Origin of the sequence: Pseudomonas sp. P129 (assembly GCF_020312195.1) — a bacterium.
GTDB classification, from domain to species: Bacteria; Pseudomonadota; Gammaproteobacteria; order Pseudomonadales; family Pseudomonadaceae; genus Aquipseudomonas; species Aquipseudomonas fragariae.
In genome coordinates this window covers 1-24,291 of record NZ_JAGPYS010000019.1, presented here as the reverse complement: position 1 = coordinate 24,291, position 24,291 = coordinate 1, and the positions used below count along the sequence as shown (strand labels likewise).

Genomic DNA, 24,291 nt, shown 5'->3' with positions numbered 1-24,291 from the left:
AACACGTAAGGAGTGAGGTATGAGCACCACTGCCCGACAGATGAAGCTGGGCGCTTTCCTGATGGCCACCGGGCACCATGTCGCCGCCTGGCGGCACCCGGATGTGCCTGCGGATGCAGGGCTGGATTTCAAGCATTACCGGCATGTGGCCAGGGTCGCGGAGGCGGCAAAATTCGATGCGCTGTTCGTCGCTGACAGTGTGGCTGCCGCGACCGGTGATATCGCCAGCCGCATGGCGCGCTCCGATCATTTCGAGCCGCTGACCCTGCTCTCGGCACTCAGCGCGGTGACCGAGCATATTGGTCTGATCGCGACAGCGACCACCACCTACAACGAGCCGTATCACGTAGCCCGCAAGTTCGCCTCGCTGGATCATCTCTCGGGTGGGCGAGCGGGCTGGAATCTGGTGACGTCGGATGCTGCCGCCGAAGCGCAGAACTTCGGTCGCGCCGAGCATGTGGCGCATGCCGAGCGCTACAGCCGCGCACGAGAGTTTCATCAGGTGGTGACCGGCCTGTGGGACAGTTGGGCAGACGATGCCTTCACCCGCGACAAGGCCAGTGGCGAGTATTACGACCCGGCCAGGCTGCATGTGCTCGATCATCAGGGCGAGCATTTCCGCGTCAAGGGTCCGCTGAACGTGGCGCGTTCGCCGCAGGGGCAGCCAGTGGTGGTGCAGGCCGGCTCCTCGGAAGTCGGACGTGATCTGGCGGCGCAGACGGCGGAAGTGGTGTTCACCGCGCAGACCTCGCTGGCCAGTGCGCAAGCGTTTTATGCGGATATCAAAGGCCGGTTACGCGCCTTTGGGCGTGACGCAGACTCACTGAAAATCATGCCCGGCGTGTTCATCGTCGTGGCCGAAACCGAAGCCTTGGCCAAAGCCAAATTCGAGTCGTTTCAGGAACTGGTCGAGCCTCAGGTCGGGGTCGCTCTGCTGGGCCGCATGCTGGGCAATTTCGACCTGTCGGGCTACCCGCTGGACGGCCCGCTGCCAGAGTTGCCATTGACCGACAGCGGCCAGCGCAGCCGGCAGAAACTGCTCACCGAACTGGCTGATCAGGAAAACCTGACCCTGGCGCAACTGGGACGGCGGATTGCCGGTGGGCGAGGGCACTACAGCCTGATCGGTACGCCAGAGCAGATTGCCGATGAGTTGCAACGCTGGTTCGAGCAAGGTGCGGCGGATGGCTTCAACGTGCTGGTGCCACACCTGCCGGGCGGCCTGGAAGATGTCGCGCAGTTGCTGGTGCCGGAGTTACAGCGGCGCGGGCTGTTTCGCACCGAGTATGAAGGCACGACCTTGCGCGAGAACCTGGGCTTGCAACGGCCTGCTTATAGATTTTGATAATTTCCCGTACCAGATACCAAGCCTGGCTGCAGAGAGGTGACGCGGAGCGTCACGGGATGCATGCCAACGCGGAGCATTGGCACGAGAGTCGACCGAGAAAGGATCACCCATGAAACCATTCACGTTTATCGCCGCCATTCTGGCCTTCAGCGGTCTTTTCGGTACAGCTTCTGCCGACGAGCCCGACACTCTTCGCATCGGCTATCAGAAGGGCTCGATCACGCTGGTGCTGGCCAAGGAAAACGGCCTGCTGGAAAAGCGGTTTCCCGAGAAAAAAATCAAATGGGTCGAGTTTCCGGCCGGGCCGCAGATGCTGGAGGCGCTGAACATTGGCAGCCTGGACATCGCCTCCACCGGCGACATCCCGCCGATCTTCGCCCAGGTCGCAGGTGCCGACCTGGTCTACATCGGTGCCGAGCCACCCAAGCCGCAGGTGGAAACCCTGTTGGTGCGCAACGAAAGCCCGGTGCACAGCGTCGCGGAATTGAAAGGCCGCAAGGTCGCGCTGCAGAAAGGCTCCAGCTCACATAACGTGGTGCTGCGTGTGCTGAACAAGGCCGGTCTGACCTTCAAGGATATTCAGCCGATTTACCTGACCCCTGCCGATGCCCGCGCTGCCTTTGAAAACGGCAGTGTCGATGCCTGGGCGATCTGGGACCCTTACTACTCCATCGCCATGAGCGAAGGCCACAGCCGCCTGCTGGCCAACGGCGAGGGGCTTGGGTTGTCCGGGCCGTTCTATACCGCACGGCGGGCGTTTGCCGAGGAAAACGCAGCGCTCGTGCAGCAGGTGCTCGACGAACTGACGGTGGCCGACGGGCTGTCGCGCTCGCAGCGTGCCGAGAGTATTCAGATACTGGCGCGCAGCATGGGCTTGTCCGAAGCGGTCATGACTCAGTATCTTGACCATCGGCCTGTATCACCCAGCCTGCCGATCACGCCGGAGATCGTACGCGCGCAGCAGGCGACCGCTGATCTGTTTTACGACAACCACTTGATACCCAAGCGGGTCGACATTCAGCAGGTTGTCTGGCAAAAGCCATGATTCCGGCGTTGCGAACAGGCGTCGCCTGTTCGCAAACGCAATCAAGACGCCTCGAATATCCCCCAGACAAGAGAGGATTCAATGACCTACATCGCTGCCGAAAATCGTTACGAAGACATGCCTTATCGCCGTACCGGCCGCAGCGGGCTGGTGCTTCCGGCACTGTCTTTGGGCTTGTGGCACAACTTCGGTGACAGCACGCCGATCGATACCCAGCGCGCCATGCTGCGCACGGCGTTTGATCTGGGCATCAACCATTTCGACCTGGCCAACAACTATGGCCCGCCGTACGGCAGCGCCGAGATCAACTTCGGCCGTTTGCTGCGCGAAGACTTCAAGCACTACCGTGATGAGCTGATCATCTCCAGCAAGGCCGGCTGGGACATGTGGCCAGGGCCGTACGGGCAGGGCGGCGGTTCACGTAAATACGTGCTCGCCAGCCTCGACCAGAGCCTGCAACGCATGGGCCTCGATTACGTCGACATCTTCTATTCCCACCGTTTCGACCCGGACACTCCGCTGGAAGAAACCGCCAGCGCCCTGGCCACCGCAGTTCAGCAGGGCAAGGCGTTGTACATCGGTATCTCGTCGTATTCCGGTGCCAAGACCCGCGAAATCGCCGCGTTGCTCAAAGAGTGGAAAGTGCCGCTGCTGATTCACCAGCCGGCCTACAACCTGCTTAACCGCTGGGTCGAGAAAGACTTGCTCGATGCTACTGAAGAGTTGGGTGCCGGCGTGATTGCCTTTACTGCTTTGGCCCAGGGGTTGCTGTCGGACAAGTACCTGAACGGCGTGCCCAAGGATGCGCGGGTCAATCGTCCGGGTGGTGGTTCACTGCAGGCTTCGCACCTGTCCGAGCAGAACATCGCCCACGTGCGCGCGCTCAATGAAATCGCCCAGCGTCGCGGTCAGAGCCTGGCGCAAATGGCCCTGGCCTGGACGTTGCGCGATCCGCGTGTGACTTCAGCGTTGATCGGTGCGAGCCGTCCCGAGCAGATCATCGAAAACGTCGGCGCGCTGAAGAACCTGGCGTTCAGCCCCGAAGAGCTGACCGAGATCGACAGCTTTGCGGTGGAAGGCGGGATCAACCTGTGGGAAAAGCCGTCGCTGGCTGAGTGATGCGCTGCGGCCTATGACCGTCATTCCCGCGCTCCGCGCTCATCGTTATACATAACTCCTTGAAAGCCCGTAATACAGGGCTTTCAGGCTTCTGCCCATAGGGCGTAGGAGCGATCGGGGCGGCGTCCGCATTGTTCGCGAAGACAGTGTCTCAGACGACGCATTTTCGGCGATCATACCGGCCCTTTCGCGAACAAGTTCGCTCCTACGCCCTACGGCCAGAATCAAAAGCGGACTTGTATAACGCTGAGCGCTCCGCGTAGGTATGAACAACCATCATATAACCACTCAGCCCTCATCGGCCTCGTCGTCGTCCCCGCCATCGATCTTCATGCCCAGTTCCTTGATCTTGCGGGTCAAGGTGTTGCGGCCCCAGCCCAGCAATACGGCGGCGTCGCGGCGGCGGCCGGCGGTGTGCTTGAGGGCGGTTTCGATCATGATCCGCTCGAAGGTCGGCACGGCGCTGTCCAGCAGGCTGGACTGACCGCGAGACAAGGCCTGATCGGCCCACTGGCGCAGTGCCTGTTCCCAGTTGGTGACCGGCGCGGCGTCCTGCGGCAGGCTCAGCAGTTCCGGCGGCAGATCGCTGACGTGCACTTCACGACCCGAAGCCATGACCGTGATCCAGCGGCAGGTGTTTTCCAGCTGACGAACGTTGCCAGGCCACGGCAGATGCTTGAGGTATTCCTCGGTCTCGGCCTTGAGCAGCTTGGGTTCGACCGCCAGTTCCTGGGCCGCGCGGCTGAGGAAGTGCTTGGCCAGGGTCGGGATGTCTTCGCGACGGTCCGACATGCGCGGAATGTGGATTCGGATCACGTTCAGGCGGTGGAACAAGTCCTCGCGGAACTTGCCGGCCTGCACCAGGGTTTCCAGATTCTGGTGGGTGGCGGCAATGATGCGCACGTCGACCTTGACCGGCGTGTGACCGCCGACCCGGTAGAACTCGCCGTCCGCCAGGACACGCAACAGACGGGTCTGGGTGTCGGCAGGCATGTCTCCGATTTCATCGAGAAACAGCGTGCCGCCGTCGGCCTGTTCGAAGCGCCCGCGGCGCAGGTTGGCCGCGCCGGTGAACGCGCCTTTTTCATGCCCGAACAGCTCGGACTCCATCAGGTCCTTGGGGATCGCCGCCATGTTCAGCGCAATGAATGGCGAGGCCGAACGCGGGCTGTGGCGATGCAATGCGTGAGCGACCAGTTCCTTGCCAGTACCCGACTCACCATTGATCAACACCGTGATGTTGGAGTGGCTCAGACGGCCGATGGCGCGAAACACTTCTTGCATCGCTGGCGCTTCGCCAATGATCTCGGGAGTGCGGGTCAGCGTCGGGGCGACGTCCAGGCCCTGTTGTTCCTGAGCGTGCTGATTGGCGCGCTTGACCAGCGACACGGCTTCATCGACGTCGAATGGCTTGGGCAGGTACTCGAACGCACCGCCCTGATAGGACGCCACGGCGCTGTCCAGGTCCGAGTGGGCGGTCATGATGATCACCGGCAGACGCGGATGCTGCTCGCGAATCCGCGCCAGCAGGTCCAGGCCACTGGCACCCGGCATGCGGATGTCGGAAATGATCACGTCCGGTTGCTGACGGGCCAGACGGCTCATCACCCCGTCGGCGCTGTCGAAGCTCTGCGTGGTCATGCCTTCCTGTTGCAAGGCCTTTTCCAGTACCCAGCGGATAGAACGATCGTCGTCTACGATCCAGACAGTTTCACTACGGCTCATGTCGAAGCTGCTCCTTGTTCCAGCGGCAGGAAGATCGAGAATGTGGTGTGGCCGGGATGGCTGTCACACTCGATCAGACCCTGGTGCTGGCTGATGATGTTCTGGGTAATGGCAAGACCTAGTCCCGTGCCATCCGGGCGGCCACTGACCATCGGATAGAAAATGGTTTCCTGAAGTTCGGCCGGAATACCGGGGCCGTTGTCGATGATTTCGATCTTGCTCACCAGTCGATGGCGAACGTGGCCGATGGTGAACTGGCGCATGGCGCGGGTACGCAGGGTGATCCGGCCAAGGCGCAACTCGTTCTGGCCGCTGATGGCCTGCATGGCGTTGCGCACGATATTGAGCACGGCCTGGATCATTTGCTCGCGGTCGATCAACACGTCCGGGATGCTTGGGTCGTAGTCGCGCACCAAGGTAATGCAACCCTGGCTTTCGGCCTCGACCAGGCTGCACACGCGCTCCAGCACTTCGTGCACGTTGGTCATCGCCAGCGATGGCAGCTTGTTGGAGCCGAGCATGCGGTCGACCAGATTACGCAGGCGGTCGGCCTCTTCGATAATGACGTTGGTGTAGTCCTTGAGGCTTTCTTCAGGCAGCTCGCGGGCCAGCAATTGTGCGGCCCCGCGAATGCCGCCCAGTGGATTCTTGATCTCGTGAGCCAGGCCACGCACCAGCATCTTGGTGGTTTCCTGCTTGGACAGCTGAGCCTCTTCCTTGGTGATACGCAACAGCCGGTCACGCGGATGCACTTCAAGCAGCAGCAGGGTATCGCCCTTGCTAAGGATAGGCGTCACCGCGTAGTCGACCGTCAGGGTCTGGCCGGTCAGTGCAGTGAGCATCGCTTCGCGCTTGGTAAAAGGATGAGCCTGTTCGACTGCCTGACGCAGCGAACTCAATGCTTCGGCCGACTCGGTGAACAGCTCGCTGATGAATTGCCCATGGCTGCGCTGCCCGCTGATGGCCAGCAGCATTTCCGCCGCTGGGTTCATGTACTCAAGTCGCAGGTCGGCATTGAGCAGAATGGTGGCAGTGGTCAGGTTATCCAGTAACAGTCTGTGCAGCGCATCGCTGATAGTCATGAATCGTGTTGACCTCTTTTGGCACATTGCAGTCGCGCAATGCGGGTGCTGGTTGGTCTGCACCAGCAGGAGCAAGGCCACCAATACGGTGCTTTGTCAGTGAAGTTGCAAAAAACAAACCAAGGCTCCGAAAAGAAGCGCTTTATCTGCAAAATCGGGCCGTTTTTGTAAAGAGTGCCCGCATACGGCGCTACCCGGCCAGGGTTCCTGAACCAGATTGGGCTGTATTGTTGCGCAGGCAGGCATTGAGCGCACCAAAAAGGTGCTGGTGCTTTGCCGAGATCAGAAGAAGGGCAGAATGCTGCTTTTTGGCTCGGGCTTGTCCTTGAGCGGACACTCCGGACGCACGCCGTAGTCATCATCCTTGCAGGGGTGGGTCGCGCGCTTTTGCGCCAGGGAAATGCGCTGCACGTGAAACGGCTGGTTCGGGGTTTTTTCCAGAACACGGCCAAGCTCGTCGAAAATCTCTACCGACAGTTGATGGGTGCCGCGATCCACATTGCTCAACGGAAACACCGGGCTGCGGCCGGCCTGGCCGACGGCAACGTTATCCAGCAGCAGCCGGTAGCTGTGCCCCGCCTGTAACACCGGTTCGCTGGTGACGGTAACGATCAGGTCGCCACTGGGATTGACCAGAGTAGCGTCCGGTTCAGGCACCAGGATTCTCAGCAACTGGTAATGAAACATCGGTTGTACTGCCGGTTTGGCGGGGTGGGCCTTCAAGGTGCGGGTCGGCGGCGTGCCGGTCATGTTGTTGCTGGGAGCGATGTCGACGCGGGTGGCGTTCTTGCGCGGCTGGTCGGTAAACACCCGATTACCCTGCGCGTCGATATAGGTGTAGACGTCGGCCACTGCGGGCAGCGTCAAGAGCAACAACAGGCAGGTCAGCAGGCGGCGCATCGTGTGTCTGCTCATGGCTTGCCGAGGTGTACGCGCTGTACGGTCAGGGTGATGGTTTCGCTCTGCTGAATGATCCGCTCGCCGTCTTTCACGACCACCGCGAAACTGTGTTCACCGCGATCTGCGTTGACCACCTGAAAGCGCGGCAGGTTGGAGGGCTGCCCGTACAGGTTGCCGTCCAGCAGCAGTTGCAGGCTGTGAGTCGGTTGCAGGCGTGGCTCGATCTTCACACCGATGATGAACGTGCCATTGTTGGCGCGTAAGGCTTCATCGGTGGGCAGGTCTTTCAGTTCCAGCACGTCGTAGGTCGTTTGCGGCTGCGAGGGTGGCGCCACAGGGGCCGGTTGCGGCTCGCGGTTGAGGGCTGGCCTGGAAGGTGTCTGCGTTTCGATGCTGTTGAGCGGCGGTAACTCGACCACTTCGGTCTTGGTGCCGTTGGGCGGCTGATTGCTGAACGCGGTGTTGCCGTTCGCATCGGTGTACTTATAGATCTGCGCCAGCGCAGGCAGGCTGATCAACAGCAGCAGGCAAATCAGACTTTGACGCATGAGACTCTCGACAGCAGGGCAAGATTGGCCGTCAGCATAGAACACATCGCTCTATGCTGCGCTATCCGCCTGATGTGTCAGAGTTTCGCAGGGCAAAGGTCGGCTGTGGCCAGTACCAGCGCCTGATCGTGAATCGGGTCGGTCTGATAACGCTTTAGTGCCGCATCCAGTTGTATCCGGCAGGTTTCTGCCTTGCGCAGTGGCTGGAAGTCCGCGTAGGCCTGGAGCAACTGGGTTTGCAGGCGATCCAGCTTCGGACGAATGTCATCGACCAGACTGAGCCTGACCGTGTCGGGCGCCTTGCCTGCCGCGTGCCATTGGGCGAGCAGGGCGTTCTGCACCTGTTTATTGGCTTCGATCTGCGCGCGGAACAGGCGTTGAACGTCATCGGGATCGAGCTTGAACTCGGCAGCACGGGCCTGGGCGGCGCTGATCACTTGCTGCTCGCGCGGCGGGTCCTCGACAGCCTTGCCGCTGTCCCACTTGCTCAGGGCAACCTGATCGGCGATGGTCAGGCGCTCGCTGATCGCTTGCAGCAGGGGGTCAAGTGCTGAAGGTTTTTGCTCGGCAGTGAAGGCGAAACAGGTAGACATGAACGTCATTGTCAGCAGGGAAGTGGCCAGAATAAGGCGCATGGCAGTTCCATCTCGGTTCGGTTGGGAGGTGCAGATTTAACTCCAGGCGACCGGACAGAGCCAGTGTTGCGGCGTGAACAAAAGTTCACGCGGTAAAAATCCGGGCAAAAAAAAGACCTCCCGAAGGAGGTCTCCTGTTACGCCATCAACGCTGGCGTGGCTGGATCAGCAGCTGTAGTACAGCTCGTATTCCAGTGGGTGTACGAAGGTGCGAACCTTGATTTCTTCTTCGCTTTTCAGCTCGATGTAGGCATCGATGAAGTCGTCGCTGAAGACGCCGCCCTTGGTCAGGAACGCGCGGCCCTTGTCCAGTTCTTCCAGGGCTTCTTTCAGGCTGCCGCAAACTTGTGGGATCTCTTTGGCCTCTTCAGGCGGCAGGTCATACAGGTTTTTGTCAGCTGCGTCGCCAGGGTGGATCTTGTTCTGGATGCCGTCCAGGCCAGCCATCAACAGGGCCGCGAAGGCCAGGTACGGGTTGGCTGCCGGATCCGGGAAGCGTGCTTCGATACGGCGGCCGCGTGGGCTGTTGACGTAAGGAATACGGATCGATGCGGAGCGGTTACGCGCCGAGTAGGCCAGCATGACCGGTGCTTCGAAACCCGGGACCAGACGCTTGTAGGAGTTGGTCGACGGGTTGGTGAAGCCGTTCAGCGCCTTGCCGTGCTTGATGATGCCGCCGATGAAGTACAGGGCGGTATCGGACAGACCGGCATAGCCTTCGCCTGCGAAGGTGTTCTTGCCATCCTTGGAGATGGACATGTGTACGTGCATACCCGAGCCGTTGTCGCCGTACAGTGGCTTGGGCATGAAAGTAGCGGTACGGCCGTAAGCGTCGGCAACGTTGTGTACGCAGTACTTGAGGGTCTGAACTTCGTCAGCCTTCTTGACCAGCGTGTTGAATTTCACGCCGATTTCGTTCTGGCCGGCAGTCGCCACTTCGTGGTGGTGAACTTCCACGGTCTGGCCCATTTCTTCCAGAGCGTTGCACATGGCGGTACGGATTTCGTGGTCGTGGTCGACCGGTGGCAGCGGGAAGTAACCACCTTTGACGCCCGGACGGTGGCCCTTGTTGCCGCCATCGACGTCGCCGTCGGTCATCCAGGAAGCCTGTTCGGAGAAGATCTTGAACATGGAACCGGAGATGTCGGACTTGAATTTCACTTCGTCGAAGATGAAGAACTCTGGCTCCGGACCTACGAATACGGTGTCGCCGATACCGGTCGACTTCAGGTATTCCTCGGCACGGTGGGCAATGGCGCGCGGGTCGCGGTCGTAGCCTTGCATGGTCGAAGGTTCGATGACGTCGCAGACCAGAACCAGGGTCGGCTCTTCGGTGAACGGGTCGAGCAGGGCGGTTTCGTCATCTGGCAGAAGAATCATGTCGGACGCTTCGATGCCTTTCCAGCCAGCGATGGAGGAACCGTCGAACATTTTGCCGACTTCGAAGAAATCGTCTTCCAGTGCATCGCGCGCAGGCATGGTGACGTGCTGCTGCTTGCCCTTGGTGTCTGTGAAGCGCAGATCAATCCACTTAACGTCATGATCTTTGATGAGTTGAACCGACTTCGACATGGTGTCCTCCGGGTGGCTAGAGACCGTCTTGATAGAGTTATGGTCCCTTGAATTTGGGTGATGCCGGCGCAGATACTCTGCCAAGGCAACCTGCCTCACAAGGGAGCAATTTGCATGCCAGTGCCCCGTGTTGGGTTTTTTGCCTCAAACGCAGGTTTTCAGGGGGCGAAAACGCACCACGCGTGAAAAACACGCACCTTTATGGCGCTGCAATTTGGTGCGCCGACTCTTTTTGGTGCGTCGCTGATTGCGTGTACGATAACTGGTTAAACCTTGAGCAATTTCCGCTATAATCCGCGCCCCCCTTTTTTGGTCGGCACCTCACGCTCCGTTTCCATGAAACTAATCGTTAAAGTTTTCCCAGAAATCACCATCAAAAGCCCGCCGGTGCGCAAGAAGTTCATCCGGCAACTGGGCAAGAACATTCGTACCGTGCTCCGTGAACTGGACGCGGACATTGTCGTGGGTGGCGTATGGGACAATCTTGAGGTCGAAACCCGGCTGACCGACCCCAAAGTGCTGCAGGGCATCAGGGAGCGGCTGAGCTGCATGCCCGGCATTGCCAACTTTCTGCAGGTCGCCGAGTACCCGCTGGGCGATCTCGACGACGTCGTCGCCAAGTGCAAGCTGCACTACGCCGACCTGTTGCCTGGCAAGATGTTTTCAGTGCGTTGCAAGCGTGCCGGTCGCCACGATTTCAGCTCCATGGACGTCGAGAAATACGTCGGCAGCAAGTTGCGCATGCAATGCGGCGCTGCCGGAATCGAGCTGAAAAAGCCCGATCTGGTCGTGCGCATGGAAATTCGCGACCAACGGTTGTTTGTCGTTCACGACCAGCATCAGGGCATGGGCGGTTACCCGCTGGGCGCGCTGGAGCAGACCCTGGTATTGATGTCCGGCGGGTTCGATTCAACCGTTGCGGCCTACCAGATCATGCGCCGCGGCCTGATGGCGCACTTCTGCTTCTTCAATCTGGGCGGACGGGCCCATGAACTGGGCGTGATGGAAGTCGCGCACTTCATCTGGAAGAAGTACGGCAGTTCACAGCGGGTGCTGTTCGTCAGCGTACCGTTCGAGGAAGTTCTCGGAGAAATTCTGCAGAAAGTCGATAACAGTCATATGGGTGTAGTTTTGAAGCGTATGATGTTACGCGCTGCATCCGCCGTGGCTGATCGTCTTGAAATCGATGTGCTGGTCACCGGCGAAGCGATTTCACAGGTTGCCAGCCAGACGCTGCCCAACCTGTCGCTGATTGACGCGGCAACCGACAAGCTGGTCCTGCGGCCGCTGGTTGCCACCCATAAGCAGGACATCGTGGACCTGGCGACTGAAATCGGCACCGCTGATTTTGCCCGGCACATGCCAGAGTATTGCGGGGTGATTTCGGTCAACCCGAAGACCAACGCCAAGCGAAATCGCGTTGAGTACGAAGAAAAACAGTTCGACATGGCGATTCTCGAGCAGGCGCTCGAACGCGCGAAGCTGGTTTCGATCGATCGGGTGATCGACGATCTGAGCCGCAATGTCGATATAGAAGAAGTCAGCCAGGCGCTGGCCGGTCAGGTGATCCTCGACATCCGTCACCCGGATGCCCAGGAAGACCAACCGCTGCAAGTGCCCGGCGTGGAGATACAGACGTTGCCGTTCTACGCATTGAACAGCCGTTTCAAGGCACTGGATGACACGCGCCAGTACCTGCTGTATTGCGACAAAGGCGTCATGAGTCGCCTGCATGCCCACCATTTGCTCAGTGAGGGACATGCCAATGTGCGCGTATATCGACCGAGCTAAGTGCCCGGGGCTGTTTGCCTGTGGCTTGCGTCACCGGCCCCCCGACACCCGTCGTCATGCCGTTACGGCTTTTGCCGACTCAAAATAGTAATCGCTGTCCTTAACCAGTCAGCAGACCGAATCCTCTGATCGAGATACACAAGTGATCGAAAATCTACGTAACATCGCCATCATTGCTCACGTTGACCATGGTAAGACCACCCTGGTAGACAAACTCCTGCGTCAATCCGGCACTCTGGAGCGCGGCGAGCTCAACGACGAACGCGTGATGGACTCCAACGACCAGGAGAAAGAGCGCGGTATTACCATTCTCGCGAAGAACACCGCGATCAACTGGAATGGCTACCACATCAACATCGTGGACACTCCGGGCCACGCCGACTTCGGTGGTGAAGTAGAGCGCGTGATGTCGATGGTCGACTCCGTACTGCTGCTGGTCGATGCCCAGGACGGCCCTATGCCGCAAACCCGTTTCGTGACCAAGAAGGCTTTCGAAGCCGGCCTGCGTCCGATCGTGGTCATCAACAAGGTTGACCGTCCAGGCGCACGTCCGGACTGGGTTCTGGACCAGATCTTCGACCTGTTCGACAACCTGGGTGCCACTGAAGAACAGCTGGACTTCAAAGTCGTCTACGCCTCGGCCCTGAACGGTATTGCCGGTCTGGAACACACCGCCATGGCTGAAGACATGACCCCGCTGTACCAGGCGATCGTCGATCACGTCCCTGCGCCAAAGGTTGACCGTGACGGTCCGTTCCAGATGCAGATTTCCGCACTGGACTACAACAGCTTCCTGGGCGTCATCGGTGTTGGCCGTATCGCTCGTGGTCGCGTCAAGCCGAACACTCCGGTGGTTGCCATCGACGTCAACGGCAAGAAGCGTAACGGTCGTATCCTGAAGCTGATGGGTCACCACGGTCTGCACCGTATCGACGTTGAAGAAGCAGCTGCCGGCGACATCGTCTGCATCAGCGGCTTCGACCAGCTGTTCATCTCCGACACTCTGTGCGACCCACTGAACGTCGAAGCGATGAAGCCGCTGACCGTTGACGAACCTACCGTTTCGATGACCTTCCAGGTTAACGATTCGCCGTTCTGCGGCAAGGAAGGCAAGTTCGTCACCAGCCGTAACATCAAGGAACGTCTGGACAAGGAACTGCTGTACAACGTTGCCCTGCGCGTTGAAGAAGGCGACACCGCCGACAAGTTTAAGGTCTCCGGCCGTGGTGAGCTGCACCTCTCGGTACTGATCGAAACCATGCGTCGCGAAGGCTTCGAAATGGGTGTTGGTCGTCCTGAAGTGATCATCCGCATGGTTGACGGCGTCAAGCACGAACCGTACGAAAACGTCACCATCGACCTGCCTGAAGAAGCGCAGGGCGCGATCATGGAGCAAATGGGTAACCGTAAAGGCGACCTGACCAACATGGTTCCGGATGGCAAGGGCCGTGTGCGCCTTGAGTACAACATCCCGGCACGTGGCCTGATCGGTTTCCGTAACGAGTTCCTGACCCTGACTTCCGGCGCAGGCATCCTGACCAGCATCTTCGACCGTTACGACGTGATGAAGTCTGGCGACATGTCCGGCCGTCAGAACGGCGTTCTGGTTTCGGTTGCTACCGGCAAGGCGCTGACCTACTCCCTGGAAACACTGCAAGCCCGTGGCAAGCTGTTCCTGGGTCATGGCGAAGACGTGTACGAAGGTCAGATCGTCGGCATCAACAGCCGCGACAACGACCTGGGTGTCAACCCAACCAAAGGCAAGAAGCTCGACAACATGCGTGCTTCCGGTAAAGACGAAACCATCGCTCTGGTTCCGCCTATCCGTTTCACTCTGGAACAAGCGCTGGAATTCGTACAAGAAGACGAACTCTGCGAAGTGACGCCAAAGTCGATCCGCCTGCGTAAGAAAATCCTTGGTGAAAGCGAGCGTACTCGTGCTGCCAAGAAGTCGGGCAACTGAGTAATCGGTTAGTCGGCTAGACACAAAAAACCCGGTCGCGAGACCGGGTTTTTTTATGCCTGCCATTCGTGGCCTGTGGCACAGCTCGCCTGGCGGCAAGCTACTTCGAACGGCCGCCCACTGGCGCCAGCAGCAACTCGATACGCTGCTTGCGAATCCCGTCGGCAGCCGCTTCGGCCAGGGCTGCGTCGGTGATGATGGTGTCGAACTGCTCGAGCCCGGCGACCTTGTACATACCGAAGGTGCCGTATTTGGAGCTGGTGGCGATCAACACGGTTTGCGAGGCGGACTGCATGGCGGCCTGCTTGACCTCGACCTTCAGCGCCGATGGTGTGGTGGTGCCGCGTTGCAGGTCCCACGAGCTGGTGGACATGAAGGCCACATCGGTCGCCAGCTGGCGCAAGGTTGCCGCTGCCAGGCCGCCGACGCTGGAACGATTCGGATGATCGAGCAGCCCGCCGGTATGAATCACATCCACATGCGCAGCATCGGCCAGCGCGTTGACCACGCCGAAATCATTGGTGACCACGGTCATGCCCGACAGCGCGATGATGTGCGGGACGATTTCGAGTGTGCTGGTGCCTGCGTCCAGATAGATCGTCATGTCCGGGTGCAAGAGCCCCGCTGCGAGCCGCGCCATGCCCTGCTTGTGTGGCAACTCCACCACCGCCTTGGACTGGTGGCTGGGTTCGCTGTGGACCTGGCTGGCGATACGCACGCCGCCGGTGACCGAGTAGGCGCGACCTTCCTGCTCCAGCAGGGCGATGTCGCGGCGGATGGTCATGTGCGAGCAATCGAACATCTCCATCAACTGATGCACGCTGAGCACCTGATGCTTGCGTAACTGACGCAGCATCAGCTCTCGACGCTGATCAGGGATCATAGGTGTACCGCCGGAAATGGCGATCTCCTCTTCAGTGGACATTCGTACTCCTGTACATCAATGAGCCGGCTCAGGCAGCAGACGGTCCGCGCATCTTAGCCAATCGCTTCGGCAATGGAAGCGGTCGCAGGCTTTTTTGCGCGGTTCGGCTCATCTTTACCTCTGTCCCACTTCAATTCATCCAGTTGCCACCGTCGACGTTATAGGTCTGGGCGACCACGTACTCGCTGTCCGCTGAAGCCAGAAAAATGGCCATGCCGGTCAAATCGTCTGCCGTGCCCATGCGCCCGTAAGGCACTTGTTCGCCCACCAGCTTTTTCTTCTCGCCCAATGGCCGGTTTTCATGGCGGGCGAACAACGCATCGACGCCGTCCCAGTGTTCGCCATCGACCACACCCGGTGCGATGGCGTTGACATTGATGCCGTGCCGGATGAGGTCCAGCCCGGCCGATTGGGTCAGGCTGATCACCGCCGCCTTGGTCGCGCAATACACCGCCACCAGCGCCTCGCCCCGGCGCCCGGCCTGGCTGGCCATGTTGATGATTTTGCCGCCGTGCCCCTGGGCAATCATTTGCTTCGCTGCGGCCTGCAAGGTGAACAGCGTGCCAGCGACATTGATCGAGAACAGCCGCTCGTAGCTGCCGCGGGTGATGTCGACGATCGGTGCCAGGTCGAACAGCGCGGCGTTGTTGATCAGGATATCCAGCTTGCCGGCCTGCGCGACCGCTGCGGCAATGGCCTGATCGATGGACGACTGATCCGTGACGTCCATCCGCACCGCGTAAGCGTTGGGTCCCAGTTCGGTCGCTGTCGCCTGTGCGCGCTGCAGATCGATATCGGCAATCGCCACGCGCGCACCTTCGTGAATGTACGCCTGCGCAAACGCACGCCCGATGCCTCGCGCCGATCCGGTGATCAGCGCGCTTTTACCTTCAAGTCGTTTCATGGGTTCATCATCCGTTCAATACAGTTGAGGGCTGGCGCTCTACTTCGGGTAGCCGGCACGTTTCATCTCGCGTTCGGTCACCGCCTGCGCGGCTGTGAGCGCCTGTTCAGTGGTGGTTTGCCCGGTTACAGCGGCAGAAAACAGCTTGCCGACCGAGGTGCCGATGGCCTGAAACTCGGGAATGGTCACGTACTGGATACCGACATAGGGCACGGGCTTGGCCGACGGGTGCGCCGGGTCGGCGTGTTGCATCATCTGCAGTGTGACCTTGGCGAACGGCGCAGCTTTCAGATAAGCCTCGCTGTAGGTGGAGGCGCGGGTGCCAGGTGGCACGTTGCTGATGCCGTCTGTCTCGGCGACCAGCTGGATATACGCCTTGGACGTCGCCCAGGTGATGAACGCCTTGGCTGTATCCTTGTGCTTCGAGGTAGTCGGTATTGCCAGCGACCAGGCGTAGAGCCATGACGAGCCCTTGTCCGTCACTTCGACCGGCGCAGGTGCAAAGCCGACGCTGTCGACAACATTGCTCTGCTCCTTGTCGGTGGTGAACGAGCCGGCCACGCTGGCATCCACCCACAACGCGCATTTGCCGCTGTTGAACAGCGCGAGTGTTTCGTTGAAACCGTTGCTCGATACGCCCGGCGGGCCATAGTTTTTCAGAGTGTTGACGTAGAAATTCGCCGCCTTGCTCCATTCCGGGCTGGTCAATTCAGGTTTCCACTGCTCATCGAACCAGCGCGCGCCGAATGCATTGGCCATGGTGCTGAGCAAGGCGATGTTCTCACCCCAACCGGCCTTGCCGCGCAGGCACATGCCGTAAACGCCCTTGTCGGGCTGATGCAGCTTCGCGGCGAATTCGCCCAGCTGCGTCCAGGTCGGGTGTTCGGGCATGCTCAAGCCAGCCTGCTTGAACAAATCGGTGCGGTAATAAGTAATGGTGCTTTCGCCGTAAAAGGGCAGGGCATAGAGCGTGTCCTTGACTGACAAGCCTTGGCGCACCGAGGGAAAGATATCCTCCAGATCGTAGTCCGGCGCAAGGCCGGTGATCGGCTCCAGCCACTGTTTGGCGCCCCATAACGGGGTCTCGTAGGTGCCGATGGTCAATACGTCGAACTGGCCACCCTGTGTGGCGATATCGGTGGTCAGGCGTTGGCGCAGGACGTTTTCTTCGAGCACCACCCAGTTGAGTTTGATGTCGGGATGCTGCTGTTCAAAGGTTTTCGACAGGCGCTGCATGCGGATCATGTCGCCGTTGTTCACCGTGGCGATGGTCACGGTTTCGGCAGCCTGGACGGTCAGGTTGAAAAGGGCGGCGGACACGCCTGCGGACAGGAAAAGCGTTTTCCGAATGTTCATCGTAGTGCTCTCCACCCCGCGCCTTGTCTGGCGGGAGTCATTGTTTTTGTTGTTGGCCACGGTTGAGTCACCCTGGTGGACGGCTCGATTACAGCAGCCCTCAGGGTGCTGAACAAACGCAGGGCGGATGAGCGACTGATACTTTTTTAACCGAGCGCGCTCCGGCGGTCCGAAAGCAAAAAAGTATCAGTGTCGGTTTGATCGCGAGCTAGCGTTGGCCAGGCGCGAGGGCGTATGTTCAAGCGTCCACAGCGCATTCATAACGATAAAAAGGGGCATCCCGTGCCTGACAGCCGAGCCGCCTTGCTCGAGCAGCGCCCTGCCGAGCTTGAGGTTATTCTCCCGCAGCCCGACCACTGCTTTCGCTGGTACGAGCATGACTATCCCTACGCGCTGGCGCGCTGGAACCATCATCCGGAATTCGAAATCCATCTGATCCGCCAGGGCAGCGGCAAGCTGGTGGCCGGTGATTACATCGGTGAGTTCGCGGCAGGGCATGTGGCCCTGATCGGCCCGGATCTGCCGCATGACTGGATCGGCGATCTGGCCCCCGGTGAGCATCTGCCCGGGCGGGACGTGGTGCTGCAGTTCGACGGTGCAGCGTTGCTCGCCTTGCGTGGCACGCTGCCGGAGATGGGTGACTTGCAGCGTCTGTTCGAGCAGGCGCGACGCGGCCTGGAGTTCACCGGTGCGACAGCGGTGCAGGCCGCGCGCCTGCTCGAAGAGATTGGCCCGGCTCAGGGGCTGGAGCGGCTGATTCTGTTCCTGCAACTGGTCAACACGCTGATGAAAGCGCCTGCGCAGGAGGTTCGCCTGCTGGCCAGCACCTGGTATGCACCGACTCTGGATGCGCGCAGTTCCGAACGGATCAACAAGGCGTTCGACTATCTGTTGACCGAATTGACCAGCGATATTCGCCTGTCCGTCATCGCGCAGCGACTGGACATGAGCGATCCGGGTTTTTCACGCTTCTTCAAGCGCACCACGGGCCATTGTTTTATCGACCTGATGCGCAAACTGCGGGTCCAGCGGGCCTGCCGGTTGCTGCTGCACAGCGAGATGTCGGTGTCGGACATCTGCTTTGAAGTCGGCTATGCCAACCTGTCCAACTTCAACCGACACTTCCGCGTGGAGATGCAGCAGACGCCCAGTGAATACCGGCGCGCCGCTGCATCCGCCTGATCAATGCTCTGCCGGGTCTTTCGCCTGCGGGGCGCGGGTGACGGCATTCACCAGCTTGCCGATGGTCAGGCCCTGCAAGAGGATCGACAGCAGCACCACGATGTAGGTGATGCTCAGCAGCAGATCGCGTTCCGGCCCGGTCGGCAGCGCCAGGGCCAAGGCAACCGAGACACCGCCGCGCAAGCCACCCCAGGTGAGGATGCGGATCGTGCCGTGCGGCACCTTGCGCCAGCGACGCAGGAGCAGGATGGCCGGAGCGACGGTGACGAAGCGCGACAGCAGAATCGCCGCCGCCAGCAGGCTGGCTGCAATCAGGTGCTGCCATGAGAACGGCAACAGCAACAGCTCCATACCGATCAGCGCGAACAGCAGCGCGTTGAGCATGTCATCCAGCAACTCCCAGAAACCGTCCATGTAGCGACGGGTCATGTCGTTCATCGCCAGATTGCGTCCCAGGTTGCCGATGATCAAGCCGGCCACGACCATCGCGATAGGACCGGACACATGCAGTTCAGACGCCATCGCCGAGCCGCCGATCACCAGTGCCAGCGTGAGCATGACCTCGATCTGATACTGCTCGATGCTCTTGATCATCAGGTACACGGCGTAACCGATCAGGCCGCCGAACAGCACCCCGCCCACCGCTTCGTGAACGAACAGCAAAGCGGTTTCGCCAACCGTCGGCGTCTCGCCCAACTGCGCGATACCCAACAGCACCGTGAACACCACCACCGCGGTGCCGTCGTTGAACAGGCTTTCGCCGACGATCGTGGTCTTCAGCGGTTTCGAGGCGTTGGCGGTACGCAACACACCAAGCACCGCAATCGGATCGGTAGGCGAGATCAGCGCACCAAACAGCAGGCAGTACAACGGGCTGACGTGCCAGCCGAACAGGGCAAAGATCCAGTAGGCCAGTGCGCCGATCACGGTGGTGGCGATCAGTACCCCGAAAGTTGCCAGCAGGCCAATGGGCCAACGGTAGCTTCTCAAGTCGCCCAGGTTGACGTGCAGCGCCCCGGCGAACAGCAGAAAGGACAGCATCCAGTTCATCAGCAGGTCGCCGAAGTCGATCTGGCCGATCAATTGTTGAACGCGATCTTCCAGGCCGGGATAGCCCAGAAAGCTCAGACCCTGCAGCAGCAACGAGAACATCAGCGCGGTGACCATCACGCCGATGGTGGGCGGCAGGCCGATGAAACGGTAGTTCACGTAGGTCAGCAGCGCAGTGAGGCAGATAAAACCAGCAGCGAGTTCAAGCATCGGTCATTCCAAATCCGTAATTGCAGTGTCTCGATCACCGTAACCGAGCCTGTGTTTGATGGACCGGAACTACGTCCAGACACATCTCGACACGCCACAGTGGGGTTTGCGTTGACCACGCAGAGGCGGTGATGTTGCAAAAAAGGCCGGAATTACCAAACGAAGCTGGATTTGAGACGGGAAAAGGAGGGGATTGCAGACGCAAAAAAGTCAGCCCGAATGACGGTCCGGGCTGACGGGGGATGTAACGCTGAGTGGCCGTCCTGGCAGGGTCAGAATCATTGGCTGTTTCTGCACCCGCTGAGGACCTGATACTGAACCGTGTTCAGCTTGCCTTTGGAGTCTTCGTAGGTCATCAGTTTCGGCATCACGCTACAGGTTTGCAGATCCGGAGACTTGCGGACCAGCTTGGCAACGTCCAGCTTCATGCCGTAGGTGTACTCCTTGATCTCCGGCATCGGCTTGTTATGGAGGGCGGCATACTTCTGCACGCTGGCCTGGTGCTCCTTGATCACCGTGGTGGCTTTGACCTCATCAGAGGTGTAGGCGAAAGCACTGATGGGCGAAAGGATGACCAGGGCAAGTAACAACGATTTGGCTGTGCGCATTTTCTTTTGTCTCCGTTTGAATGTGGCTTAACCCTAACCAATGCGCACTAACCGGAAGGTTGCTGAAACATTACAAATCGGTCATCTCGAAGATGTCAGCTTCCTAACAGTATTGTCATTGTTCGCTCACCTTCCTGTTAGCTCCCCCTCCGTAAGCTTGTTTCATCCCTGACGAGCGCCGAGCGCTGCGCAGGTCCGACATTCAACCGAGAAAGGTAATGATGATGAAACTGGTCAAATCGATGGTCTTCGCCGTAGCTGCCTTGTCCGCCACTGCAGCCTTTGCCGACGACGGTAACGAGTACGCAAGCCCCGCTGCCGACAAGATGCGCCTGGCGCAGGAGATGCGTTTCAAGGAACAGAACAGCAGCAAAGCCGAGCGGTACGTCAATGCCGACGAGAAAGCCGAGGCTGAGCGGTCGACCAAGTCCGAAGGCTGATGCCTTTGCTGCCCGACCCGCTGCACCCCCATTCGCCCTTTGTAGCAGCTCCCTGCTCCTTTGGTCGGGGCGAATCTTTAAGCGTCCTTCGGGACGCTTTTTTTATTCCCGGCAAAACGTCGGCGATAAGCGTTTTTCATGCATCTGCCCGAAGGGCGTAGGAGCGAACTTGTTCGCGAAGAGGCCGGTATGCTCGCTGCAAATGCACCATCTTCGCTAACCAGCGAAACGTCGCCCGGCCTGCTCCTACGGCCTTCGGCGAGAATAAAAACAGACGTATCCGTTCAATGCCTGTTTCACCGTATTGAACTAACGCAGGCGGTACTTCACTTCCTTTCATATTTGTAATCCCGCTGTCACCTCGACGTTATCTTCGCCACTTCAAGATGGTGCCCCGCTGGCAGCTCTCGCACCTATAAAAAGAGCCAGGTCGACACGTTTAAAACAATCTGCCGATCCATCGGAGCACATATGACCCAACTCAGAACATTGTCCCTTGCCCTGTGCTCGACACTGGCAGGTGTGACGCCGATTACCGCACTCGCCGAAGAACAGAAAGAAGGCTTCATCGAAGGCAGCACGCTGACGGTACTCAACCGTAACTTCTACATGAACCGCGACCACCGCAACGGCGAGTCCAGCCCGACCGGCAATGGTTACTCCGAAGCATGGGCGCAGGGCATCATCGGGCGATTCCAGTCAGGTTTCACTCAAGGCACATTCGGCGTCGGGGTCGATGCCTTTGCCATGATCGGCATCAAGCTCGACACAGGCGATGGACGCAACGGCGGGCGCAGCGCATTCGATGTGCTGCCCGTCGATGGGCAGGGCAATGCCCGCGACGAGTACAGCAAAGTCGGCGGCTCGCTGAAGGCCAGGGCCTTCGACACCGTCGTCAACGTGGGCGATGTCTTCCCGTCGACGCCGGTGGTGGCATTCGGTGACTCGCGCCTGCTACCGGAAAGCTTCCGTGGCATCACAGCGATCAACAACAGTATCAGCGGTCTGACCCTGCAAGGCGGTCGTCTGCACTCCATGAGCCAGCCGGTTTCCAGCAATATGCGCGACGGTTTCGTGACCTTCTACGGCGGCGCGGTCGACTCTCCCTGGGTTGCCTACTTCGGCGGTGATTACCAGGCCACCGACGCACTGAGCCTTGGCCTCTACACCAGCCGCCTCAAAGATGCCTGGGATCAGAAATACGCCTCGGCGTCTTACGTCCTGCCGCTCTCCGATGACCTGTCGCTGACCAGCAGCCTGAACTATTACAACGCCACCGACGAAGGCAAAAAGCTGCTCGGTGAATTCGACAACGATATCTGGAGTGCAAAAGTTGCCCTGCAATACGGCGCACACACCCTGTCGCTTTCGCACCAGCGCAACGAAGGCGATGATGATTTCGACTACCTCAGGCAGTCTGACTCCATCTACCTGGCCAACTCCATCCAGTACAGCGACTTCAACTCGCCCAAAGAGCGTTCATGGATGCTCACTTACAACCTCGACATGTCCACCTTCGGCGTCCCCGGCCTGTCGTTCATGACCCGCTACGGCAAAGGCACCGACGCTGACTACTCCAACGCCAACAGCACCTACATGCGCCGCGACGCACAAGGCAACCCGCTGACCGATCAGAAACGCTGGGAACGCAATATCGAAGCCAAATACATCGTGCAGACCGGATCACTGAAAGACCTGTCACTGCGCGTGCGCCAGGCGACGACCCGGGCCACGGCGTTCGAATCGGATCTGGATGAGGTGAGGGTGATTGTGGAGTATCCGTTGAGTGTGCTTTGAGGGGGATGATTGAGTGAAGCGTCCTTTGGGGCGCTTCACAATTAGAAGGGCAGGCGAGGGGACGACCGATGGCAAGGGCATTCGCTCTGTCCCTTGATATCCGAATGTTTGGCGACCCGCCTGCCCAGGCTGTTGGCCATTGTCTCGGTTTTGACCAGGCGGTTTTCGCTGTCGTAGGTGAAGGTCTGCCAGCGGACGATGCCGACGATTTTCTCGACCAGGTTGCCCCACGCGTCGTATTTGTATTCGTGGTTGCTCCACTTTTTGAGGCGGTTGTCTTTGACGCGGTCGAAGCGGCTGGTGTTGAAGTTCAGGCGGTTGCCGGCAGCGTCGTAGCGGAATTCTTCACCGTCGAAGCGTTTTTCGGGGTTGTGCTCAAGCAGGCGGCCGTTGGCTTCGTACTCGTAGGTGACTCACGGGCCTCCATCTTCGTAGGCCTCAAATTCCCAAAAACCTAGTCTTGATACTTTTTTGAAACCTCACTCCAGTTCGCACCTGAACAATCCAACAAGAATTTCTCAATAGCACGAACAATTTTCTGATAATTGTACTCGCGGACAATAAGATAATGCATCCCTATAAGAACCTCATCTGCCCCTAGGTTTTTTTCAATCCACTTTGGAGTGCAAACCTCAATATCAAATGATTCCTCACCATCCTCCTCTGCAGGGCCAATCATCGCTTGCAGGAGGAGGCTGAAATCATCCGAGCATTCTGGATGGTAACTTTCAAGATTGTAGATGTCGGGGCTATGAACTCGCTTTAATTCTGCGTTCATGATTTAGTCCGTGATGTCCAAATGAGCATTTGGCTGCCATTTCTTTGTCTCTTGACCTAGAAATCTTTGCTCAAAATTTGCCTGAGTTCCCTTCTGATGTGGTTTGTAAGTAGGCGGCCTATACTGCCTCAAGCCATTCTGACTAACTAACGTTTTGCCGTAACTAGCTACTTTATACCCATCACCAACCCAAGCTTTCCCCATAACATCTGCTTGTTCTCTTGCACCAGAGCCAATGCCAAAATTACCTTTCCCTTTCGTGGCCTCTGTGAGTTCTCCACTCAGTTTTGCCCAATCGTCTGCTCCTTTTGCATCCGCGTTCCTTTGTGTTCAACAACCTATATTGTCAACCACAATTCCGTGAGCCGCTTTCATATAAAAGCAATATTCTTCTCCTGCACTAATCAATACACCTCTCTCCCACCATTTCTCACTCGTACCTATAAAGATATCGGGCTGCAGCAGACTTTTAAACATATCATCAAGGCAAGCCAACTCATCAAAAAGCTCTTTAAACTCATCTGCGCTAGCAATTTGTGGCTCTTCTAGCAAGCGCTGCAGCAAAGACCTAAATCTAATATCATTAAGGTATTCAGAATAATCCCAACGATATCCATCCTTGCACTCCTCAATAAAAAACCTCCACTTCTGAATTAAAGATACCAGGCTTTCATCACCGAACCCAAGGCGCTTTAAAACACTCGCACACAGTTCAAATATACTTTCATTTTTCATAGCTGATCCTTAAAGTATTTTAGCTGCGCGGCAGCGTCACCACTTGGCCTAAAGAAGGTATTTATTTTTCCTCCTCTCATAACACCAAAGTAGCCAGTCGACGGTTCAAGTCTAAGCATGGAACCATCTGCTCGAGTTCCTTGCAGTACTCCTCCCCGAGCAGCGGGAGACCAAAAAGATCGTGCGGCACTAACGTAAGAGTCTAACGAAGTAAATTCTGGTACATCCGCACCATCTGGCTTCGCTGTTGCTTTACCCTTTCCGCCCAATATGACCCCTTGAGAATGTTTGGCATAATGCTCAAATGCTTTTCGCCTATTTGAAAAATCAGGTAATAACTGAAGTCCTTTAGGTCCTTGGCTAGCAACAACATCTACACCTTTAGCAGTATTCGGGCCGACTTCGCCTGTCGCTTTTGCACCACCCGAAGAGCTTTTGCATAAACCGAACGGATCAACCCACCCATAAGGATTAGGCGCATACAGATAGAGATTATCCCCACCACTCAACCCAATCGGATCCTGCGTAATAAACCGCCCAATCTCCGGATCGTAATACCGAAACGTGTTGTAGTGAAG

22 protein-coding genes and 1 pseudogene are annotated in these 24,291 nt (G+C 58.5%); 8 read left to right on the top strand and 15 right to left on the bottom strand.

Annotated elements, in window-relative coordinates; all coding sequences use genetic code 11:
* Nucleotides 1-19: 19 nt before the first annotated feature.
* The 3 genes from KBY02_RS25085 (at nucleotide 20) to mgrA (ending at nucleotide 3,512) form a co-directional block, all read left to right on the top strand.
* Nucleotides 20-1,345: an LLM class flavin-dependent oxidoreductase gene (locus KBY02_RS25085; protein ID WP_024660327.1), complete on the top strand. Its 1,326-nt coding sequence runs from the start codon at nucleotides 20-22 to the stop codon at nucleotides 1,343-1,345.
* Between the two features lie 112 nt (nucleotides 1,346-1,457).
* Entirely contained in the window at nucleotides 1,458-2,393 is a 936-nt protein-coding gene (locus KBY02_RS25080; protein ID WP_011269246.1) for a sulfonate ABC transporter substrate-binding protein, read from the top strand.
* An 81-nt stretch (nucleotides 2,394-2,474) separates the two neighbouring features.
* On the top strand, nucleotides 2,475-3,512 hold the full coding sequence (gene mgrA, locus KBY02_RS25075) for an L-glyceraldehyde 3-phosphate reductase (protein ID WP_003426913.1): 1,038 nt from the start codon (nucleotides 2,475-2,477) through the stop codon (nucleotides 3,510-3,512).
* Nucleotides 3,513-3,800: 288 nt separating this feature from the next.
* Here the strand turns inward: mgrA and ntrC are convergent, their stop codons facing one another.
* The 6 genes from ntrC to glnA all read right to left on the bottom strand — a co-directional run bounded on the left by ntrC (nucleotide 3,801) and on the right by glnA (nucleotide 9,974).
* Nucleotides 3,801-5,237 carry a nitrogen regulation protein NR(I) gene (gene ntrC, locus KBY02_RS25070; RefSeq protein WP_003405235.1) on the bottom strand — a complete coding sequence of 479 codons (1,437 nt, stop codon included), beginning with the start codon at nucleotides 5,235-5,237 and terminating at the stop codon, nucleotides 3,801-3,803.
* On the bottom strand, nucleotides 5,234-6,319 hold the full coding sequence (gene glnL / locus KBY02_RS25065) for a nitrogen regulation protein NR(II) (protein ID WP_002555720.1): 1,086 nt from the start codon (nucleotides 6,317-6,319) through the stop codon (nucleotides 5,234-5,236). Before glnL ends, ntrC begins: the two co-directional genes overlap by 4 nt.
* A gap of 282 nt (nucleotides 6,320-6,601) precedes the next feature.
* Complete coding sequence (locus KBY02_RS25060; RefSeq protein ID WP_003405232.1) at nucleotides 6,602-7,219, bottom strand: DUF4124 domain-containing protein; 618 nt, start codon at nucleotides 7,217-7,219, stop codon at nucleotides 6,602-6,604.
* A gap of 11 nt (nucleotides 7,220-7,230) precedes the next feature.
* A complete protein-coding gene (locus tag KBY02_RS25055) occupies nucleotides 7,231-7,767 on the bottom strand; it encodes a DUF4124 domain-containing protein (RefSeq protein ID WP_225650840.1) in 537 nt (178 codons plus the stop codon).
* 77 nt (nucleotides 7,768-7,844) lie between these two features.
* Complete coding sequence (locus tag KBY02_RS25050; protein ID WP_225650839.1) at nucleotides 7,845-8,402, bottom strand: chorismate mutase; 558 nt, start codon at nucleotides 8,400-8,402, stop codon at nucleotides 7,845-7,847.
* Nucleotides 8,403-8,567: 165 nt separating this feature from the next.
* Nucleotides 8,568-9,974, bottom strand: coding sequence for a glutamate--ammonia ligase (glnA, locus tag KBY02_RS25045; RefSeq protein ID WP_003343817.1), 1,407 nt, complete (start codon nucleotides 9,972-9,974; stop codon nucleotides 8,568-8,570).
* Nucleotides 9,975-10,310: 336 nt separating this feature from the next.
* Here glnA and thiI point away from each other — a divergent pair, with 336 nt between their 5' ends.
* Together thiI and typA are read left to right on the top strand one after the other, a co-directional pair.
* Nucleotides 10,311-11,765, top strand: a complete 1,455-nt coding sequence (gene thiI / locus KBY02_RS25040; RefSeq protein WP_003426934.1) for a tRNA uracil 4-sulfurtransferase ThiI — start codon at nucleotides 10,311-10,313, stop codon at nucleotides 11,763-11,765.
* Nucleotides 11,766-11,907: 142 nt separating this feature from the next.
* On the top strand, nucleotides 11,908-13,728 hold the full coding sequence (gene typA / locus KBY02_RS25035; protein WP_003405222.1) for a translational GTPase TypA: 1,821 nt from the start codon (nucleotides 11,908-11,910) through the stop codon (nucleotides 13,726-13,728).
* 100 nt (nucleotides 13,729-13,828) lie between these two features.
* Here the strand turns inward: typA and KBY02_RS25030 are convergent, their stop codons facing one another.
* The 3 genes from KBY02_RS25030 to KBY02_RS25020 all read right to left on the bottom strand — a co-directional run bounded on the left by KBY02_RS25030 (nucleotide 13,829) and on the right by KBY02_RS25020 (nucleotide 16,913).
* A complete protein-coding gene (locus KBY02_RS25030) occupies nucleotides 13,829-14,653 on the bottom strand; it encodes a DeoR/GlpR family DNA-binding transcription regulator (protein ID WP_003316379.1) in 825 nt (274 codons plus the stop codon).
* Nucleotides 14,654-14,783: 130 nt separating this feature from the next.
* Nucleotides 14,784-15,557 (bottom strand): L-iditol 2-dehydrogenase, encoded by a 774-nt coding sequence (locus tag KBY02_RS25025; protein ID WP_024641627.1) that lies wholly within the window; start codon nucleotides 15,555-15,557, stop codon nucleotides 14,784-14,786.
* A gap of 39 nt (nucleotides 15,558-15,596) precedes the next feature.
* Nucleotides 15,597-16,913, bottom strand: coding sequence for an ABC transporter substrate-binding protein (locus KBY02_RS25020; protein WP_060409229.1), 1,317 nt, complete (start codon nucleotides 16,911-16,913; stop codon nucleotides 15,597-15,599).
* A gap of 282 nt (nucleotides 16,914-17,195) precedes the next feature.
* On the opposite strand from KBY02_RS25020, the gene KBY02_RS25015 reads away from it, so the two are divergent.
* A complete protein-coding gene (locus KBY02_RS25015) occupies nucleotides 17,196-18,095 on the top strand; it encodes an AraC family transcriptional regulator (RefSeq protein ID WP_024652175.1) in 900 nt (299 codons plus the stop codon).
* On the opposite strand, the gene KBY02_RS25010 is transcribed toward KBY02_RS25015, so the two are convergent.
* Nucleotides 18,096-19,355 carry a cation:proton antiporter gene (locus KBY02_RS25010; RefSeq protein WP_003405216.1) on the bottom strand — a complete coding sequence of 420 codons (1,260 nt, stop codon included), beginning with the start codon at nucleotides 19,353-19,355 and terminating at the stop codon, nucleotides 18,096-18,098.
* A 278-nt stretch (nucleotides 19,356-19,633) separates the two neighbouring features.
* Entirely contained in the window at nucleotides 19,634-19,963 is a 330-nt protein-coding gene (locus tag KBY02_RS25005; RefSeq protein ID WP_003343803.1) for a DUF2790 domain-containing protein, read from the bottom strand.
* A 218-nt stretch (nucleotides 19,964-20,181) separates the two neighbouring features.
* On the opposite strand from KBY02_RS25005, the gene KBY02_RS25000 reads away from it, so the two are divergent.
* Together KBY02_RS25000 and KBY02_RS24995 are read left to right on the top strand one after the other, a co-directional pair.
* Nucleotides 20,182-20,403, top strand: coding sequence for a hypothetical protein (locus KBY02_RS25000; protein WP_003343801.1), 222 nt, complete (start codon nucleotides 20,182-20,184; stop codon nucleotides 20,401-20,403).
* A 471-nt stretch (nucleotides 20,404-20,874) separates the two neighbouring features.
* Entirely contained in the window at nucleotides 20,875-22,200 is a 1,326-nt protein-coding gene (locus KBY02_RS24995; protein WP_225650838.1) for an OprD family porin, read from the top strand.
* 80 nt (nucleotides 22,201-22,280) lie between these two features.
* Here the strand turns inward: KBY02_RS24995 and KBY02_RS24990 are convergent.
* From KBY02_RS24990 to KBY02_RS26305, 4 genes and pseudogenes are all read right to left on the bottom strand, one after another.
* Nucleotides 22,281-22,613, bottom strand: a pseudogene (locus KBY02_RS24990) (type IV secretion protein Rhs); the annotation flags it as partial.
* A 41-nt stretch (nucleotides 22,614-22,654) separates the two neighbouring features.
* Entirely contained in the window at nucleotides 22,655-22,978 is a 324-nt protein-coding gene (locus KBY02_RS24985) for an Imm8 family immunity protein (protein ID WP_080435849.1), read from the bottom strand.
* A 330-nt stretch (nucleotides 22,979-23,308) separates the two neighbouring features.
* Nucleotides 23,309-23,713, bottom strand: a complete 405-nt coding sequence (locus tag KBY02_RS24980; RefSeq protein ID WP_032659119.1) for a hypothetical protein — start codon at nucleotides 23,711-23,713, stop codon at nucleotides 23,309-23,311.
* Nucleotides 23,710-24,291: RHS repeat-associated core domain-containing protein (locus tag KBY02_RS26305; protein ID WP_318654162.1), on the bottom strand; the 582-nt coding region annotated here is incomplete at its 5' end. The genes KBY02_RS26305 and KBY02_RS24980, both read right to left, overlap by 4 nt.

Coding starts and splice junctions, on each gene's coding strand:
- KBY02_RS25085 (WP_024660327.1), top strand. CDS start 20: ATGAGCACCACTGCCCGACAGATGAAGCTGGGCGCTTTCCTGATGGCC.
- KBY02_RS25080 (WP_011269246.1), top strand. CDS start 1,458: ATGAAACCATTCACGTTTATCGCCGCCATTCTGGCCTTCAGCGGTCTT.
- mgrA (WP_003426913.1), top strand. CDS start 2,475: ATGACCTACATCGCTGCCGAAAATCGTTACGAAGACATGCCTTATCGC.
- ntrC (WP_003405235.1), bottom strand. CDS start 5,237: ATGAGCCGTAGTGAAACTGTCTGGATCGTAGACGACGATCGTTCTATC.
- glnL (WP_002555720.1), bottom strand. CDS start 6,319: ATGACTATCAGCGATGCGCTGCACAGACTGTTACTGGATAACCTGACC.
- KBY02_RS25060 (WP_003405232.1), bottom strand. CDS start 7,219: ATGCGCCGCCTGCTGACCTGCCTGTTGTTGCTCTTGACGCTGCCCGCA.
- KBY02_RS25055 (WP_225650840.1), bottom strand. CDS start 7,767: ATGCGTCAAAGTCTGATTTGCCTGCTGCTGTTGATCAGCCTGCCTGCG.
- KBY02_RS25050 (WP_225650839.1), bottom strand. CDS start 8,402: ATGCGCCTTATTCTGGCCACTTCCCTGCTGACAATGACGTTCATGTCT.
- glnA (WP_003343817.1), bottom strand. CDS start 9,974: ATGTCGAAGTCGGTTCAACTCATCAAAGATCATGACGTTAAGTGGATT.
- thiI (WP_003426934.1), top strand. CDS start 10,311: ATGAAACTAATCGTTAAAGTTTTCCCAGAAATCACCATCAAAAGCCCG.
- KBY02_RS25030 (WP_003316379.1), bottom strand. CDS start 14,653: ATGTCCACTGAAGAGGAGATCGCCATTTCCGGCGGTACACCTATGATC.
- KBY02_RS25025 (WP_024641627.1), bottom strand. CDS start 15,557: ATGAAACGACTTGAAGGTAAAAGCGCGCTGATCACCGGATCGGCGCGA.
- KBY02_RS25020 (WP_060409229.1), bottom strand. CDS start 16,913: ATGAACATTCGGAAAACGCTTTTCCTGTCCGCAGGCGTGTCCGCCGCC.
- KBY02_RS25010 (WP_003405216.1), bottom strand. CDS start 19,355: ATGCTTGAACTCGCTGCTGGTTTTATCTGCCTCACTGCGCTGCTGACC.
- KBY02_RS25005 (WP_003343803.1), bottom strand. CDS start 19,963: ATGCGCACAGCCAAATCGTTGTTACTTGCCCTGGTCATCCTTTCGCCC.
- KBY02_RS25000 (WP_003343801.1), top strand. CDS start 20,182: ATGATGATGAAACTGGTCAAATCGATGGTCTTCGCCGTAGCTGCCTTG.
- KBY02_RS24995 (WP_225650838.1), top strand. CDS start 20,875: ATGACCCAACTCAGAACATTGTCCCTTGCCCTGTGCTCGACACTGGCA.
- KBY02_RS24985 (WP_080435849.1), bottom strand. CDS start 22,978: ATGAACGCAGAATTAAAGCGAGTTCATAGCCCCGACATCTACAATCTT.
- KBY02_RS24980 (WP_032659119.1), bottom strand. CDS start 23,713: ATGAAAAATGAAAGTATATTTGAACTGTGTGCGAGTGTTTTAAAGCGC.